The 13,800-nt window shown below is 74.1% G+C and carries 16 protein-coding genes and 2 pseudogenes; 8 read left to right on the plus strand and 10 right to left on the minus strand.

The annotated features are described in order from the left end of the window. Positions 1–114 precede the first annotated feature (114 nt). Genes ABD993_RS04780 through ABD993_RS04790 form a run of 3 tightly spaced genes read left to right on the plus strand, consistent with a single transcriptional unit; the run spans position 115 to position 2,301 of the window. Positions 115–870, plus strand: a complete 756-nt coding sequence (locus tag ABD993_RS04780; protein WP_345413085.1) for a LamB/YcsF family protein — start codon at positions 115–117, stop codon at positions 868–870. Continuing rightward, positions 867–1,466, plus strand: coding sequence for a 5-oxoprolinase subunit PxpB (gene pxpB, locus ABD993_RS04785; RefSeq protein ID WP_345413088.1), 600 nt, complete (start codon positions 867–869; stop codon positions 1,464–1,466). Before ABD993_RS04780 ends, pxpB begins: the two co-directional genes overlap by 4 nt. Next, the gene (locus ABD993_RS04790) at positions 1,450–2,301 is read left to right on the plus strand and encodes a 5-oxoprolinase subunit C family protein (RefSeq protein ID WP_345413091.1); all 852 of its coding nucleotides are present in this window, start codon (positions 1,450–1,452) and stop codon (positions 2,299–2,301) included. Before pxpB ends, ABD993_RS04790 begins: the two co-directional genes overlap by 17 nt. Here ABD993_RS04790 and ABD993_RS04795 read toward each other — a convergent pair. Further along, the gene (locus ABD993_RS04795) at positions 2,294–2,920 is read right to left on the minus strand and encodes a TetR/AcrR family transcriptional regulator (protein ID WP_345413093.1); all 627 of its coding nucleotides are present in this window, start codon (positions 2,918–2,920) and stop codon (positions 2,294–2,296) included. The two genes, ABD993_RS04790 and ABD993_RS04795, sit on opposite strands and share 8 nt — an antisense overlap. Positions 2,921–3,109: 189 nt before the next feature. On the opposite strand from ABD993_RS04795, the gene ABD993_RS04800 reads away from it, so the two are divergent. Then, the gene (locus ABD993_RS04800) at positions 3,110–4,324 is read left to right on the plus strand and encodes a cytochrome P450 (RefSeq protein WP_425568893.1); all 1,215 of its coding nucleotides are present in this window, start codon (positions 3,110–3,112) and stop codon (positions 4,322–4,324) included. Between the two features lie 2 nt (positions 4,325–4,326). On the opposite strand, the gene ABD993_RS04805 is transcribed toward ABD993_RS04800, so the two are convergent. Together ABD993_RS04805 and ABD993_RS36615 are read right to left on the minus strand one after the other, a co-directional pair. Then, positions 4,327–4,509 carry a VOC family protein gene (locus ABD993_RS04805; RefSeq protein ID WP_345413096.1) on the minus strand — a complete coding sequence of 61 codons (183 nt, stop codon included), beginning with the start codon at positions 4,507–4,509 and terminating at the stop codon, positions 4,327–4,329. Between the two features lie 124 nt (positions 4,510–4,633). Then, positions 4,634–4,996 (minus strand): annotated as a pseudogene (locus ABD993_RS36615) (DUF6537 domain-containing protein); the annotation flags it as partial. On the opposite strand from ABD993_RS36615, the gene ABD993_RS04810 reads away from it, so the two are divergent. Together ABD993_RS04810 and ABD993_RS04815 are read left to right on the plus strand one after the other, a co-directional pair. Next, a complete protein-coding gene (locus tag ABD993_RS04810) occupies positions 4,899–5,120 on the plus strand; it encodes a hypothetical protein (protein WP_345413098.1) in 222 nt (73 codons plus the stop codon). The pseudogene ABD993_RS36615 and the gene ABD993_RS04810 overlap by 98 nt on opposite strands. After that, entirely contained in the window at positions 5,121–5,324 is a 204-nt protein-coding gene (locus ABD993_RS04815; RefSeq protein WP_345413100.1) for a hypothetical protein, read from the plus strand. It begins immediately after the preceding gene. Here ABD993_RS04815 and ABD993_RS04820 read toward each other — a convergent pair. Continuing rightward, positions 5,321–5,986, minus strand: a complete 666-nt coding sequence (locus tag ABD993_RS04820) for a type 1 glutamine amidotransferase (protein WP_345413102.1) — start codon at positions 5,984–5,986, stop codon at positions 5,321–5,323. The two genes, ABD993_RS04815 and ABD993_RS04820, sit on opposite strands and share 4 nt — an antisense overlap. Before the next feature lie 7 nt (positions 5,987–5,993). Next, entirely contained in the window at positions 5,994–6,560 is a 567-nt protein-coding gene (locus tag ABD993_RS04825; protein ID WP_345413104.1) for a TetR/AcrR family transcriptional regulator, read from the minus strand. 100 nt (positions 6,561–6,660) lie between these two features. On the opposite strand from ABD993_RS04825, the gene ABD993_RS04830 reads away from it, so the two are divergent. After that, positions 6,661–7,671, plus strand: a complete 1,011-nt coding sequence (locus ABD993_RS04830) for a phosphotransferase family protein (protein WP_345413107.1) — start codon at positions 6,661–6,663, stop codon at positions 7,669–7,671. Here the strand turns inward: ABD993_RS04830 and ABD993_RS04835 are convergent. After that, complete coding sequence (locus ABD993_RS04835) at positions 7,642–8,358, minus strand: CDP-alcohol phosphatidyltransferase family protein (RefSeq protein ID WP_345413109.1); 717 nt, start codon at positions 8,356–8,358, stop codon at positions 7,642–7,644. The genes ABD993_RS04830 and ABD993_RS04835 overlap by 30 nt on opposite strands. Positions 8,359–8,447: 89 nt before the next feature. Between ABD993_RS04835 and ABD993_RS04840 the strand changes: the two genes are divergently transcribed. Next, on the plus strand, positions 8,448–9,206 hold the full coding sequence (locus ABD993_RS04840) for a class I SAM-dependent methyltransferase (RefSeq protein WP_345413111.1): 759 nt from the start codon (positions 8,448–8,450) through the stop codon (positions 9,204–9,206). 148 nt (positions 9,207–9,354) lie between these two features. On the opposite strand, the gene ABD993_RS04845 is transcribed toward ABD993_RS04840, so the two are convergent. The 4 genes and pseudogenes from ABD993_RS04845 to ABD993_RS36620 form a co-directional block, all read right to left on the minus strand. Then, positions 9,355–10,947, minus strand: coding sequence for an alkaline phosphatase family protein (locus tag ABD993_RS04845; RefSeq protein ID WP_345413113.1), 1,593 nt, complete (start codon positions 10,945–10,947; stop codon positions 9,355–9,357). 217 nt (positions 10,948–11,164) lie between these two features. Then, entirely contained in the window at positions 11,165–11,983 is an 819-nt protein-coding gene (locus tag ABD993_RS04850) for an MOSC domain-containing protein (RefSeq protein ID WP_345413115.1), read from the minus strand. Between the two features lie 221 nt (positions 11,984–12,204). Continuing rightward, positions 12,205–13,116: a thiolase family protein gene (locus ABD993_RS04855; protein WP_345413117.1), complete on the minus strand. Its 912-nt coding sequence runs from the start codon at positions 13,114–13,116 to the stop codon at positions 12,205–12,207. 52 nt (positions 13,117–13,168) lie between these two features. Beyond that, positions 13,169–13,726: pseudogene (locus tag ABD993_RS36620) on the minus strand (SDR family NAD(P)-dependent oxidoreductase); the annotation flags it as partial. Between the last annotated feature and the right edge of the window lie 74 nt (positions 13,727–13,800).

Below are 13,800 nucleotides of genomic sequence, written 5' to 3' on the forward strand. Positions count from 1 at the left end.
TTCCCCCTCCGGAGGTCGGTCCTCCCAAGGATCGCGCATCCGCGGCCGGTCGGCCCGTGAGATCCGTCGCCACCCCGAGTGGTCAGCGGGGCCCGCGATGGGGACCCTGTGCACATGAGGCTCGACCTGAACTCCGATCTCGGGGAGTCCTACGGCCGCTGGACCCTCGGCGACGACGACGCCATGCTCGGCCTGGTGACCAGCGCGAACGTCGCGTGCGGGTTCCACGCCGGGGACCCGACGACGCTGCGCCGCACCGTCAGCGCCGCCGCGGTGAACGGCGTCGTGGTGGGGGCGCAGGTCGCCTACGCCGACATCGGCGGGTTCGGCCGCCGGTTCATCGACGTCCCGCCCGCCGATCTCACCGCGGACGTGCTCTACCAGCTCGGGGGCCTGGAGGCGATGTGCCGGGTGGCCGGGACGACGGTGCGCTACGTGAAGCCGCACGGCGCGCTCTACAACGCGACGGTGGAGCACGAGGAGCAGGCGCGCGCGGTCGTGGAGGCCGTCGCCGAGTACGACGCCACGCTGCCGATCCTCGGGCTGCCCGGGTCGGCGCTGCTGCGGGCCGCCGCCGCGCGGGGGCTGCGGGCGGTGTCGGAGTTCTTCGTCGACCGCGCCTACACGCCCTCCGGATCGCTGGTGCCCCGGAACGAGAGGGGCGCCCTGCTGCACGATCCGACCGAGGTGACCGAGCGCCTGCTCCGGATGCTGTCCGAGGGCCTCGTCAAGGCCGTGGACGGCACCGACGTCCGGGTCGAGGCCGAGTCCGCCTGCGTGCACGGGGACTCCCCGGGCGCGGTGGGGATGGCGGCCGCGGTGCGCGAGGGACTGGAGCGGGCGGGCGTCGAGCTGCGGGGGTTCGCGTGAGGGTGCTGCCGTACGGGGACTCGGCGTTGCTGGTGGAGACCGACGACGTGCTCCCGCTCGCCGAGGCCTGCCGGTCCGGTCTCGACGGGCTGCTGGACGTGGTCCCCGCGGCCCGCACGGTCCTGCTGCTCGCCGAACCCGGCACCGACCTCGGAGGGCTGCGCGCCGCCGTCGAGACGCTGGAGGTGGCGGCCGTCGAGGCGGCCGAGGTGGCGGCCGTCGAGATCCCGGTGGTCTACGACGGACCGGACCTCGCGGACGTCGCCGCGCTGACCGGCCTGTCCGAGGACGAGGTGGTCGCGGCACACACCGGCACGGCGTGGCGGGTGGCGTTCGGCGGCTTCGCGCCCGGGTTCGCCTACCTCGCAGGCGGCGACCCGCGGCTGTCCGTGTCGCGGCGGGAGACCTCCCGCACGAAGGTCCCGGCCGGGTCCGTGGGGCTGGCGGGCGAGTACAGCGGGGTCTACCCGCGGTCGTCCCCCGGCGGGTGGCAGCTGCTCGGCCGCACGGACGTCGTGCTGTTCGACCTGGACCGGGACCCGCCCGCCCTGCTACAGCCGGGGGCGGAGGTGCGGTTCGTTGCTCGAGATTCGTGAGACGGGCCCGCAGGCGCTGGTCCAGGACCTGGGCCGACCGGGACACGCGGCGATCGGGGTGGGCCGGTCCGGGGCCGCCGACCGCGCCGCGCTGCGGCTGGGCAACCGGCTGGTCGCCAACGACTCGCACGGCGCGGCGGCCATCGAGGTGCTGCTCGGCGGCCTGGTGTTCGTCGCGCACCGGGCCGTGACGATCGCCCTCACCGGAGCCCCGGCCCCCGCGACCGTCGACGGGCGGCCGGTCGGGCACCACACGCTGGTCACGGTGCGGGCGGGGCAGGAGGTCCGGCTCGGCCCGCCCGCCTGCGGGCTGCGGACCTACGTCTGCGTGCGGGGTGGGCTGGACGTGCCGCCGGTGCTGGGATCCCGCAGCACCGACACCCTGTCCGGAATCGGGCCGGAGCCGCTGGCGAAGGGCACGGAGCTGGCGGTCGGCCCGGAGCCCGCGGCGTGGCCCCTCGTCGCGGTGGCGCCGGTCCCGCTCCCCCCGGTGGACACGGTGACGCTGCACGCCGTCCGCGGCCCGCGCGCCGACGCGGCGGTGGACCCGTCCGCGCTGGTCAGGACGGTCTGGCAGGCGTCGGGGGAGACCGACCGGATCGGGATGCGGCTGCTCGGCGCCACCCTGGAGACGGCGGACGGCGGCGGCTCACTGCCCAGCGAGGGGCTCACCCGCGGCGCCATCCAGCTCCCACCCGGCGGTGAGCCGGTGGTCTTCCTGGCCGACCATCCCGTCACCGGCGGCTACCCCGTGATCGCCGTCCTGCGAGACGCCGACGTCGACCGGGCGAGCCAGGTCCGCCCCGGCCAGTCCGTCCGCGTGCGGTTCACCTGACACCGCCGAGCCCGCGAGCATCGGCGCGCGGCACGCACACCAGGTCGAGGTAGGCGCTCAGGGTGGCGCGCATCTGCTCGGGCGAGGTGGTGCCCGGTCGGGCGCAGCCCTGGAAGGTCAGGCCCTGGACCAGTGCGTCGAGGCAGTTCGCCACGGCGGTGCGGTCCAGCTCCGGGAGCAGCTCACCACTCGCCGCGAGCACCTCGACGGCCCGGGCGATCAGCCGCAGGACGCCCTCTCCGGTGGCCTCGGAGATCTTCGCCAGCTCCGGGTCGGCGAGGGCCCACGTGGCGAACGCGAGGTAGACCTCCTGGTCGAAGCGCCGCCTGCCGTCCGTCGGCAGCAGCTCCTGGAGCATCCGCTCGACGCCCGCGCGGTCGGTCGCGGCCACCAGCAGCGGGACCACCCGCCGCCGCCCGCTGTCCACGTTGTCCGTCATCGCCTGTTCCAGCAGGGCGAGCTGGCTGGGGAAGTAGTAGCGCAGCGCGGTGGGGGACATCCCGGCCTCCGCGGCGACCGAGCGCACCGAGACCCCGTGCAGTCCGCTGCGCCGAATGACCCGCCAGAGGGCCTCGACGATGGCGGCCCGGCGGGCGTCGTGGTCGGCGCGGCGCGGCACGGGCTTTGTGTAGCACAGCGGGGGCGGTAGGTTGTGGTACAGCCGTGCTAGGAAGCGCCGGGCCGGCGGGTCACCCGCCGGGGGGTCGGTGCGGGCCTCCGGGTGCGGCCGTGCGACCCCGGCGCTCCGCCGGGGTCGCACCTCCGGGGCGTCGGTAGGGTCGGTGTCGTGCCCTCGCTCCGCGCGCGCATCGCGTCCTGGTTCGTCCGCCGCCAGCTGGCCCGGATGAACGCCAAGGGGCTGGACCTCGGGTCCCTGCTCCCCGACTCCGCCCTCATGCCGTTGCGCAGGCAGGGGCTCGATCCCGTTCCGGACCTCACCGCCGTGCCGTCGGTCTCGAAGCTGGAGCTCCCGCTCAAGATCGACGTCTGGCTGGTCACCGGCCGGGAGGAGGTCCGGCAGGTGCTGTCGTCCGTGGACGACTACTCGTCGGACTTCAACAACCTCGCCCGCACGATCGGGATGGCCGAGTCGGAGAACCCCGGCGGGCTCGGCTTCTCCGACCCGCCGGTGCACACCCGGCTGCGCAAGGTGCTCACCCCCGAGTTCACGATGCGCAGGCTCTCGCGGCTCACCCCCCGCATCGACGAGATCGTCGCGGAGTGCCTGGACCGGATGGCGGCGGCGTCCGGCCCCGTCGACCTGGTCGAGGAGTTCGCGCTGCCGATCCCCTCGCTGGTGATCTGCGAGCTGCTGGGCGTGCCGTACTCCGAGCGCGAGGCCTTCCAGGAGGTCGCGACCGCGCGGTTCGACCTGCTGGGCGGGGCCAGCGCCTCGCTCGGCGCGATCTCGGACTCGCTGGTCTTCCTGCGCGAGCAGGTGAAGAAGCAGCGGGACGCGCCCACGGACGGGCTGCTCGGCATGATCATCCGTGAGCACGGCGACCGGGTGGACGACGAGGAGCTCGCCGGCCTGGCGGACGGCGTCCTGACCGGCGGGTTCGAGACCACCGCCTCGATGCTGGCACTCGGCGCGATCACGCTGATCGAGGACGCCGAGGCGCGCCGGACCGTGATCGAGGGGGACGCGGCCCCGGTCGTCGAGGAGCTGCTGCGGTACCTGACGGTCGTGCAGGTGGCGTTCCCGCGGTTCGCCCGGCGCGAGGTCTCCGTGGGCGGGGTGACGATCAAGGAGGGCGACGGCGTCATCTGCTCGCTGCTCGCCGCGGACCGGGAGGACGGGGGCTTCGACGCCCACCGCACCCCCGGCCCGCACTACGCCTTCGGCCACGGCATCCACCGCTGCATCGGGGCGGAGCTGGCCCGGATGGAGCTGCGCAGCGCCTACCCGGCCCTGTTCCGCCGCTTCCCGACCCTCCGCCTCGCCGTCCCGCAGGACGAGCTGCAGTACCGGGACGCCAGCATCGTCTACGGGGTGGAGAAGCTCCCGGTCCTCGTGCGCTGAGCTCAGCCCGGCGGCCTCCCCGTCTCGTGGAGCCGCTCCATGGTCCGAGCGTCGACCAGCTCGGTCAGGATGCCCATCGTGTCCTCGGGCTGGAAGAACGCCGCCGCGGCGTTCGGGCCGAGGTCGATCTGGCGCAACCCCTTGTCCCGCAGCTCCGCGGCGTGGGCGGAGACGTCGTCGACCATGAACGCCACCGTCCGGCCGAAGGGGTCGAGCTGCTGCTCCCCCGGGCCTCGGCCTTCGCCGCGGACACTTCCTCGCCCGCCCGGTGCGTGCGTCCCGCCGGTTGAGGATCTGCGGGGCGAGGTTGACCGACCAGGTGAAGTCCCCCTCGAACTCCTCGGCCAGCCGACGGCGGAACTCGGGCGCTGCGTAGAGCCGCGCCACCTCGTACTCGTCCTTGTAGGCCATGAGCGTGAAGAGCCCCTCGACCGCGGCCCGGCCGAGCTCGTCGTGCCCGGGGACGCGCTCCTGCTCGGCCGCCACCACGGCCTGGACCGTCCGGGTGAAGCGCGCGGCGTAGGCGCGGTCCTGGTACTTCGCGAGGAACGCGGCGCGCCGGGTGAGCAGGTCCGTGACCGACTCCAGCGCGGCCTCCTCGACGGCGAGCGGGTCCGGCCCGTGCGCGGGCAGCGCGGCCGGGTCGTGCGCCGCCAGCCTGCCCCACCGCAGGGCCTCGAGGTTGCGCTCCACGGCCACCCCGTTGATCTCCACCGCCCGCTCCAGGGCGTCGCACCCCGCGCTCGCCGATGATGCAGCGTCCCACTCCGCCTACACCTGGGCGGTCGAGGCGTAGGTGAGCGCCGCGCTCCGGGCCTGGGTGGAGCACGAGGAGCAGCGGGCCCAGCTGCTCAGCGTGTACCGGGCGATGCTGTGGGGCATCGGGGCGATCTCGCTGACCGGGCGGGCCAACGCCGAGCCGACCGTCGAGGGGTTCGTCCAGCTCGTCGAGGGGACGTTCTTCGCGAGCCAGGGCCGGCGCCGCCGCGCCGCCGGTTAGCGCGGGACGCGCGCGCAGAACCGGGCGAGCAGGGCGCGGCACTGGGCCGCGAGTTCATCGGCGCGGGAGGAGATCTCGGCGCTGATCGCGTCGACGTCCACCTCGGCCGCCACCGATGCCGCGAACTCGGGCGACCAGGACTCGCGCCAGGTCGCGAAGACGTCCGTGGTGATCTCGGGATGGAACTGCAGGCCGAGGTGCGGGCCGTGACGGAACGCCTGGATCCCGGTCTCGTTGCGCGCCACCAGCTCCGCGCCCGGCGGCAGGGTGAACGCGTCGTAGTGGAACTCCATCCAGCGGTGCGCCGGGAGGTCGCCCCGCAGGTCCACGAACCCGCGCTCGGGCCGCGCCGCCCGCGCGACGGTGCCGCCGAGCGCGCGGGACAGCGCCTGCCCGCCGAAGCAGACGCCCAGGACCGGGGCGGTCGAGCGCCGCAGGAAGTCCAGCTCCGCGGCGAGCCAGGGCAGCGAGTCGTCGTACGCCGCGTGCGCCGACCCCATCACGACGACGAGGTCGGCGTCCTCCCGCACGGTGTTCCCGCCGTAGTGCGTGTCGATCTCGACGGCGAACCCCAGCTCCTCCAGGGCGGGCAGGATCGTGCCGGGGATCCGGCGCTGCCGGACGGGGTCGGTCTCGTGGACCACGATCAGCGCACGGGGCATGCGTCGATCATTCCGCTCCCACGAGCCGCAGGGCGAAGTCCACCTGCTGCCAGACGACCTCGTTCTCGCTGAGCTCGCCCTCCTCGCGGTACCAGGTGGCCAGGCCCATGCCCAGGTCCAGGATCGCGTAGGAGGCCAGCCGGACCGACCCGACGTCGAACCGGCCCGCCGCGACCCCGTCCTCGACCAGGCCGCGGAAGAGCTTCTCGTACTCCGCGCGCATGCCCAGCACGGTCGTGCGGTGCGGGTCGACGAGGCTGCGCATCTCGCTGGCCCCGACGAAAGCCTCCACGCGGTGCCGCGCGTGGAACCGGACGTGCGCGTCCACGGCCCGGCGCAGCCGCTCGACCGGGTCCGCGGTCCCGGCGAGCGCCTCCCGGTGGCGGGTGATCAGGCCGTTCATCGTGCGGACCATCAGCTCGGCGAGCAGCTCCTGCTTGGACGCGACGTGTTTGTAGAGGCTCGGCCCGCGGATCCCCACGGCGGCGCCGATGTCCGCCATGGTGGTGGCCTCGTAGCCACGGGCGGCGAAGCACCGCAGGGCGGCGTCGCGGATCGCCTCGCGCGTGGTCACGGCGGCGAGGCTAGCAGTCGTTAGCCGTCACACGTGACAGTTCGACCGATGTGTGGTCCGATGGCTAGCGAGTATTAGCCGACTCACAGGGGAGCATCGCGTGGCCGTCCAGGGACTCGACCTGCCGAAGCTGCAGGCGTACGTCGACGAGATCGTGCCGGGGACGGGCACGTTGTCCGCGGAGCTGCTGCACGGCGGCCGCTCCAACCTGACGTACCGGCTGACCGACGGCACGGCGACCTGGGTGCTGCGGCGCCCGCCGCTGGGCGGGCTCACGCCGTCGGCGCACGACATGAAGCGGGAGTACACCGTCGTCGCGGCGCTGTACGGGCACGGGGTGCCGGTGGCGAAGCCGATCGCGCAGAGCGAGGATCCGGGGATCATCGGGGCGCCGTTCGCGATCGTCGAGTTCGTGCCGGGCCGGACCATCGCAACCCGCACCCAGCTGGACACCCTGTCGGACACCGAGGTCCACGACTGCGCCTACGCGCTGGTGGACACACTCGCCGCGCTGCACGCCGTGGACCCGGAGTCGGTGGGGCTGGGCTCGTTCGGCAGGCCGGCGGGCTACCTCGGGCGGCAGGTCCGGCGCTGGTACGACCAGTGGACCCGGGTGTCGACCCGCCCGCTGCCGGACGTCGAGGCGCTGCACCGGTGGCTGACCGAGCACACGCCGGAGGAGTCCGGGGCGTCGATCGTGCACGGGGACTTCCGGATCGACAACGCCATCGTCGGCGAGACCGACGCGACGGACGTCCGGGCGCTCGTGGACTGGGAGATGTCCACGCTGGGCGACCCGCTGTCCGATCTCGCGCTGCACGTCGTGTACTCGGACCCGGCCTTCGACCCGGTGCTCTCCGGAGGTGCGGCGGCCACCTCCCCGCGGCTCCCGTCCGCGGACGAGCTGGTGGCCCGGTACACCAAGGCGTCCGGCCGCGAGGTCGTGAACTGGGACTTCTACCTGGGTCTGGCGTACTTCAAGATCGCGGTGATCGCGGAGGGTATCCACGCCCGGTTCGTGGCGGGCCAGACGGTGGGTGAGGGCTTCGAGACCGTCGGCAGCGCGGTGCCGGACCTGGCCTCAGCGGGCCTGCGCGCGGTGCGCCAGTAGCAGCACGCTCTGGGCGAAGCTCCAGACCAGCGCGGTCAGCGCGACGGCGACCAGGAGTGCGGCGACCAGGAGCGGTAGCAGGCCGCTCACGGCCACGACCAGCACGATCCCCTGCCCCGCCGCGATGGCCTTGGCCGAGTAGCGGACCGGCAGCGACCCGGTGAGCCACGGCAGCACCCAACCCGCGGCGACGTAGGCGTACCGCAGGCCGCCGATCACCAGCACCCACGGGCCCAGATCGGCGGCGACGGCCGCGCTGAGCACCAGGATGAGGAACGCGTCCGTCTCCATGTCGAAGCGCGCGCCCAGCTCGCTGACGGTCTGGGTGCGGCGGGCGACCTGGCCGTCGACGGCGTCCAGCGCGAGCGCGACGGTGGCCAGCGGCACGAGCACGGAGACGGCGGGCGAGCCGGTCCACAGACCGTCGGCCACCAGGGCGGTCACCCCGCCGACCAGGACCGCCCGGCCCAGCGTGACGATGTCGGCGGGCCCGAGCGCGTCGGCCCCCGCGGTGCGCACGGCGCCGGCCAGCAGGAGCTGCAGGCCGATCGCGAAGGTCGCGCCGGCCAGCCAGCCGACGGGGCCGAGGTCGACGGCCGCGCCGAGCGTGGCGAGCAGGGCGAGCTGGAGCAGCCCGGCACCGGCCTGCTGGCGGTCGGCCAGGGTGCCGGTGCGGGTCGCCGTCATGGGGGTCGGGAGGTACACACTCCCCACACGGACGCCGGGCCGGAACGGTTCACGGGAGGTTCGCGCGGGTGCGCCTACGGTCGGGAGCCATGGACCTCGACGCCCGATTCAGCACCCCCGGCGACCCGGTCTGCGCGCCGGACTGGCTGGCCCTGCGCGAGCCCGCGGATGCCGCCGCCCGCGCGTCCGCGCTGGTGGAGCCGCTGCGCGGACGCTCCCTGGCCGTCGTCCGGGACCTGGGGTGCGGGTCCGGGTCGATGGGCCGCTGGCTGCGCCCGCTGCTGCCCACCGGGCCCTGGTACCTGCACGACCGCGACCCGGTGCTGCTGGAGATCGCCGCGCGGGACGGCGGCATCCCCGTCCTCGGCGACCTCGCGGCGGTGGACTCGTTCGCGGGCACGGACCTGGTCACCTGTTCCGCGCTGCTGGACCTACTGACCGCGCCCGAGGTGGACCGGCTCGTCGACCTGTGCGTCGACGCGGGCGCGGCGGCGCTGTTCACGCTCTCGGTCACCGGCGGCGTGACCCTGGACCCCGTCGACCCGCTCGACGCCGCCGTCGCCGCGGCCTTCGACGCCCACCAGCGCCGCTCCGACCTGCTGGGTCCGGACGCCGGTGCGTACGCGGCCGAGGCCTTCCGGTCCCGAGGGGCGCGGGTCGAGACCGCGGAGTCGCCGTGGCGGCTGGTCGCGGGCCCGCTGCTGGAGGAGTGGTTGCGCGGCCGGCTCGCGGCGGCCGTCGAGCAGGACCCGGCCCTGGCCCCCGACGCCGCGGCCTACCTGCACCGCCGCCTCGCGAACCCCGACCTGCGCGCGGTCGTCCCGCACATCGATCTGCTCGCCCACTGAGCCACACCGGGGATGCACGTTTCGTGCGCTCAGCGCGGCAGGATCGCCGGTGTCGTGCTCTCAGCGCGGTGGGAACAGCGCTCAGAGCACGAAACGTGCGCTACCCGGAACGTGCGCTACCGGAACATGCGCTGCCGGAACGCGCGCACTACTTGAACGCGTCCAGGAAGCGGTCCCGGAAGGCGTCCATCCGCCAGACCGGGGCGTCGGGGCCGGGGCGCAGGCCCTGCTGCCACTCCCACGCCTGCGAGACCCGGTCGAGCACCTGCCGGTCACGCGTCACGATGGAGACGGGGACGTCCCGGTTCGGGCTGTCGTGGGTGATCATCGGCGACGGCTGGTGGTCGCCGAGCACGACCAGCACCAGGTTGTCGTCCCCGTAGTCGTGCACCCAGGACACCAGCGAGTTCAGCGAGTACTCGATGGAGTCGCGGTAGTTGGTGCGGACCCGGTCGGGGTCCTCCCAGATCGTCTCCGGGCTGTCGAGCCCCTCGACGTCCGAGGCGTAGGTCGACCCGTCGCCGATCTCGTCCCACGGCCGCAGCGTCGGCACCGCGATCCACGGGGTGTGGCTCGAGGTCAGCGTGATGTCCCCGCCGATCGGGCCCGCCATGCCCTGGGTGAGCCGCTGGTACTGGGCCAGCGCGTACTGGTCCGGCATGGGTGACCAGCCGAAACCGGGGCCGCGGTACCCCAGACCGTGGGCGTCGTAGTAGTCGTCGACGCCGTAGAACCGGCTCTCCGGCCACGGCTCGGTCGTGCCCGGCATGACCCCGACGGTCTGCCGGCCCGTCTTCTGGAACACCTTGCTCAGCGTCAGCCGGTCGCTGGTGGTGAGGCTGCGGTAGCGCTGCTGGTTGTCGATCCACAGCCCGGACAGCAGGGTCGCGTGCGCGAGCCAGCTGCCGCCGCCCGCGATCGGAGAGGTCAGCCAGCCGCTGCGGGACCCGAACCCGGCGTCGGCGAGGGTGGACGTGCCGGCGTCGAGGGTGGCCCCGACCTGCGGGGCGTACTGCGGGTCCTCGACGGCGCTGCGCCCGTAGCTCTCGACGTACGCGATCACCACGTTCTTGCCCGCCAGCGCGGTCAGCAGCTGGTCGGACGGGGTGTCGCGGAAGGCGTCGTTCGCGGAGACGCGGGCGAACTCCTGCTCGTCGTGCAGGCTGACCGGGATCTGCCTGCCGACCGAGTACGCCAGCGTGGCGGCGCTGCGGCTCGCGAACGGGACCGGCGGAGCGAGCGTGGCGCCCGTGACCGCGCAGACCGCCCACATCGCGGTGACCGCCGCGAGGGTGCGGCCGCCGATCCGGCGGTGTCGGCCGAGCACGCCCGCCAGCCTGCGGAGGGCGAGCGCGGTGACCGTCGGGACCGCGACGGCCAGCACGGCGGCACCGACCATCGCCCCGATCGCGGCGGTCCGGCCGTAGGACTCGGTGAGGAAGTCCGCGGCGTTGCCGAGCAGGGGGAGGTCGAGCACCGGGTCGAAGCCGCGGGCGAGCACGGCCCGGAAGCCGAGGTCCGCGACCCGCACGATCAGCAGCACCCCGATCAGCGCTCCGCCGACCAGCGCGACGATGCTGCGGGCCCGGCCGCGCAGGACCAGCAGCACCCCCGCCCCGACCAGCGCCTCGCCCGGCACGCGCAGGAACGCCTCCGGCACGAGCTGCGCCACCTCGGAGGGCACCACCAATGCCCCCAGGACGAGCGACGCCGCCGCGACCGTGAGCAGGACCGAGCCCACCCGCGTCCGACTCGGGCGTCGGGAGTGGGGGACTCGCGGATCGTCGCCCGGCCGCGGCCGCGCGAGTCCTCCACTCCCGACGGCTGAGTCGGACACCGACACCCCCGGCTCCTCCACTGGCACTCCTCGCGACGGGTCGAGGCCCGCCGCCTCGACACCAGGGGACACGTGGCGGAGCCCCGCCGGGTTCACCGCCGGCGGCGAGCGGACGCTCCGGTCAGGCGAGCGGCTTGATCTCGTCCCCGACCCGCAGCACCGCGCCTGGATCGTCCGGAATGAGGTTCATCCCGAAGACGATCATCGCGCCCATCCGACGGTGCCGGGCGAGGGTGGCCAGCGGCTCACGGCCCTTCACCGCGGTCTCGGCGTCCACGGTGGTGAGCACGCACCGCCCGCACGGCTTGACCGCGCGGAACCGGGCCTCGCCGATCCGCAGCAGCGACCAGTCGTCCTCCGCCCAGGGCGCGGTGCCGGAGACCACGACGTTCGGCCGGAACCGCACCATCGGGACCGGGCCCTCCACCGCGTTCGGGCCCTCGGCGATCCAGCCGTTGAGCGCCGCGAGGCTGGACTCGGAGGTGACCAGCACCGGATAGCCGTCGGCGAGGGAGACGCGGTCCGCCGCCGTGCCGAACTCGGGATCGACGGGCCTGCGGGTGGGATCGTCGAGGTGGACCAGCCGCAGGTCGGCGCCCAGGAACGCCGAGAGCCAGGCTGCGGCCTCCGCCCCCGCGGAGGTGGCCTTGATCCGGTTGCGCCAGACCACCACGTCCTCCAACGGCTCGATGGACGGCACCGGTACCCGCAGCGGCTCGACGCCGGGGGCGTGCAGGGTGAGGCCGCCGGCGTCCACGACGGGATGGACCAGCACAAGCCGGGGCCGCGCCCGCGCGGTCACGAAGGTGCCCTCCGGATCGGTGACCATCCAGCGGCGGTCCCCCGCCAGCCCCCACGGCTCCACCGCCGCCTCCGCGACCGACTCGCCGCGGCAGGACTTCACGGGGTAGCGGTGCAGGGAGCTGACGACGAGCGGCACGGGATCATCGTACGGGCGGTTCGCCGCTCACCGGGTCTCCGAGGACGGGTCAGCGGCCGGTGGAACCGCCGGGCACCCGCGCCGGAGCGGGGCGGCCACCTGTGTGAGGAGCACGGCCGAGTCGCCAGACGACCCAGGACAGTCGGAGCGGTCCACCGGTGGGGATCCCGGTCGCCGAGCCTTGCAGGCGCCGACCGGGAGACGCGCTCATCAGCAGCCGGTCAGCGGAGCTGGAAGAGTCCGGCAGCGCCCATACCGCCGCCGACGCACATGGTCACGACGGCATAGCGAGCACCTCGTCGTCGCCCTTCGAGCAGGGCGTGGCCGACCAGCCGGGCGCCGGTCATCCCGTAGGGGTGGCCGAGTGCGATGGCGCCTCCGTTGACGTTGAGCCTGGCGGGATCGATACCGAGGGCATCCCGGCAGTACACGGCTTGGGAGGCGAAGGCCTCGTTGAGCTCCCACAGATCGATGTCGTCGACGGTGAGGCCGTGCCGCTTCAGGAGCGCGGGGACGGCGAGCACGGGCCCGATGCCCATCTCGTCGGGCTCGCAGCCGGCGACGGCCACCCCGCGGTAGACACCGAGCGGGACGAGACCCCGTCGGGAAGCCTCGCCTGCCTCCATCAGGACCGCGGCCGAGGCGCCGTCCGACAGCTGGGACGCGTTGCCCGCGGTGACGGAGGCTCGGCGGCGGTCGGTGAGGATCGTGCTCGACGAGTACGTCGTCCCGGGTGCGGTGGGAGTTGCGGTGCGCGTTCTGGACCAGGGAGATCGACTCCACACCGCCGCCGACGGCGACGTCCATCCCGTCGACGACGATCTGTCTGGCCGCCGCGGCGACGGCCATGAGTCCCGAGGCGCGCACTGGCGGTCGATCGTCATCCCCGGCACGGTGACCGGCAGACCGGCGCGCAGTGCGGTCTGTCGGGCGACGTTGTAGCCGGTGGCGCCCTCCTGCATGGCGCAGCCGAGGACCACGTCCTCGACCTCGCCCGCGTCGATCCCGGCCCGTCGCACCGCCTCGGCGACGGCATGAGCGGCGATGCTCGGTCCGCTGGAGTCGCTCAGCGTGCCGCGGTAGGCCTTGCCGACCGGCGTGCGGGCGCTCGAGACGACGACTGCCTCCCTCATGCGGGGCTCCCGGCGTTCCGGGCGCCGGCTCGACTTCGGTCATCCTCGTTGCCGCCGTCGGGGCCAGGGCGTTGACCCGGATACCCTTCCGGGCGCCCTCGATCGCCAGGACGTTGGTGAGGCCGACGAGGGCACTCTTGGCGGCGGCGTAGTTGGCCTGACCGAAGTTGCCGTAGATGCCGGAGACCGAGGTCGTCATGAGGATGCGCCCGTAGTTCTGCTCGGCCATGTGCGGCCACACGGCTCTGCTGGTGTGGATGCTGCCCATGAGGTGGACGTCCAGCACGAGGCGGAAGTCGTCGAGGGCCGGCTTGGCGAAGGTCCGGTCGCGGAGGACCCCGGCGTTGTTGATCAGAATGTCGACGCGACCCCAGCGGTCGAGTGCTCGCGAGATCATGGCGTCGACCCGGGTGGGGTCGGTGATGTCGGTCGAGTCGGCCAGAGCGTCGCCGCCTGCTGCGGTGATCTCCGCTGCGACGCCCTCGGCCGGGGTGCGATCCGCGCCGAGGCCGTTCACGGTGCCGCCGACGTCGTTGACCACGACGCGTGCGCCGCGGGCGGCGAGGGCGTGGGCGTGGGCCCGGCCGAGGCCTCCGCCCGCCCCGGTGACGACGGCGACCCGCCCGGTGAAGTCGAGGGTCTTGAACTGTTCTCCGTGGTCGGGAGCACCACGTGGTCGGGGCG

It is taken from the genome of Pseudonocardia xishanensis, assembly GCF_039541715.1.
GTDB lineage: Bacteria > Actinomycetota > Actinomycetes > Mycobacteriales > Pseudonocardiaceae > Pseudonocardia > Pseudonocardia xishanensis.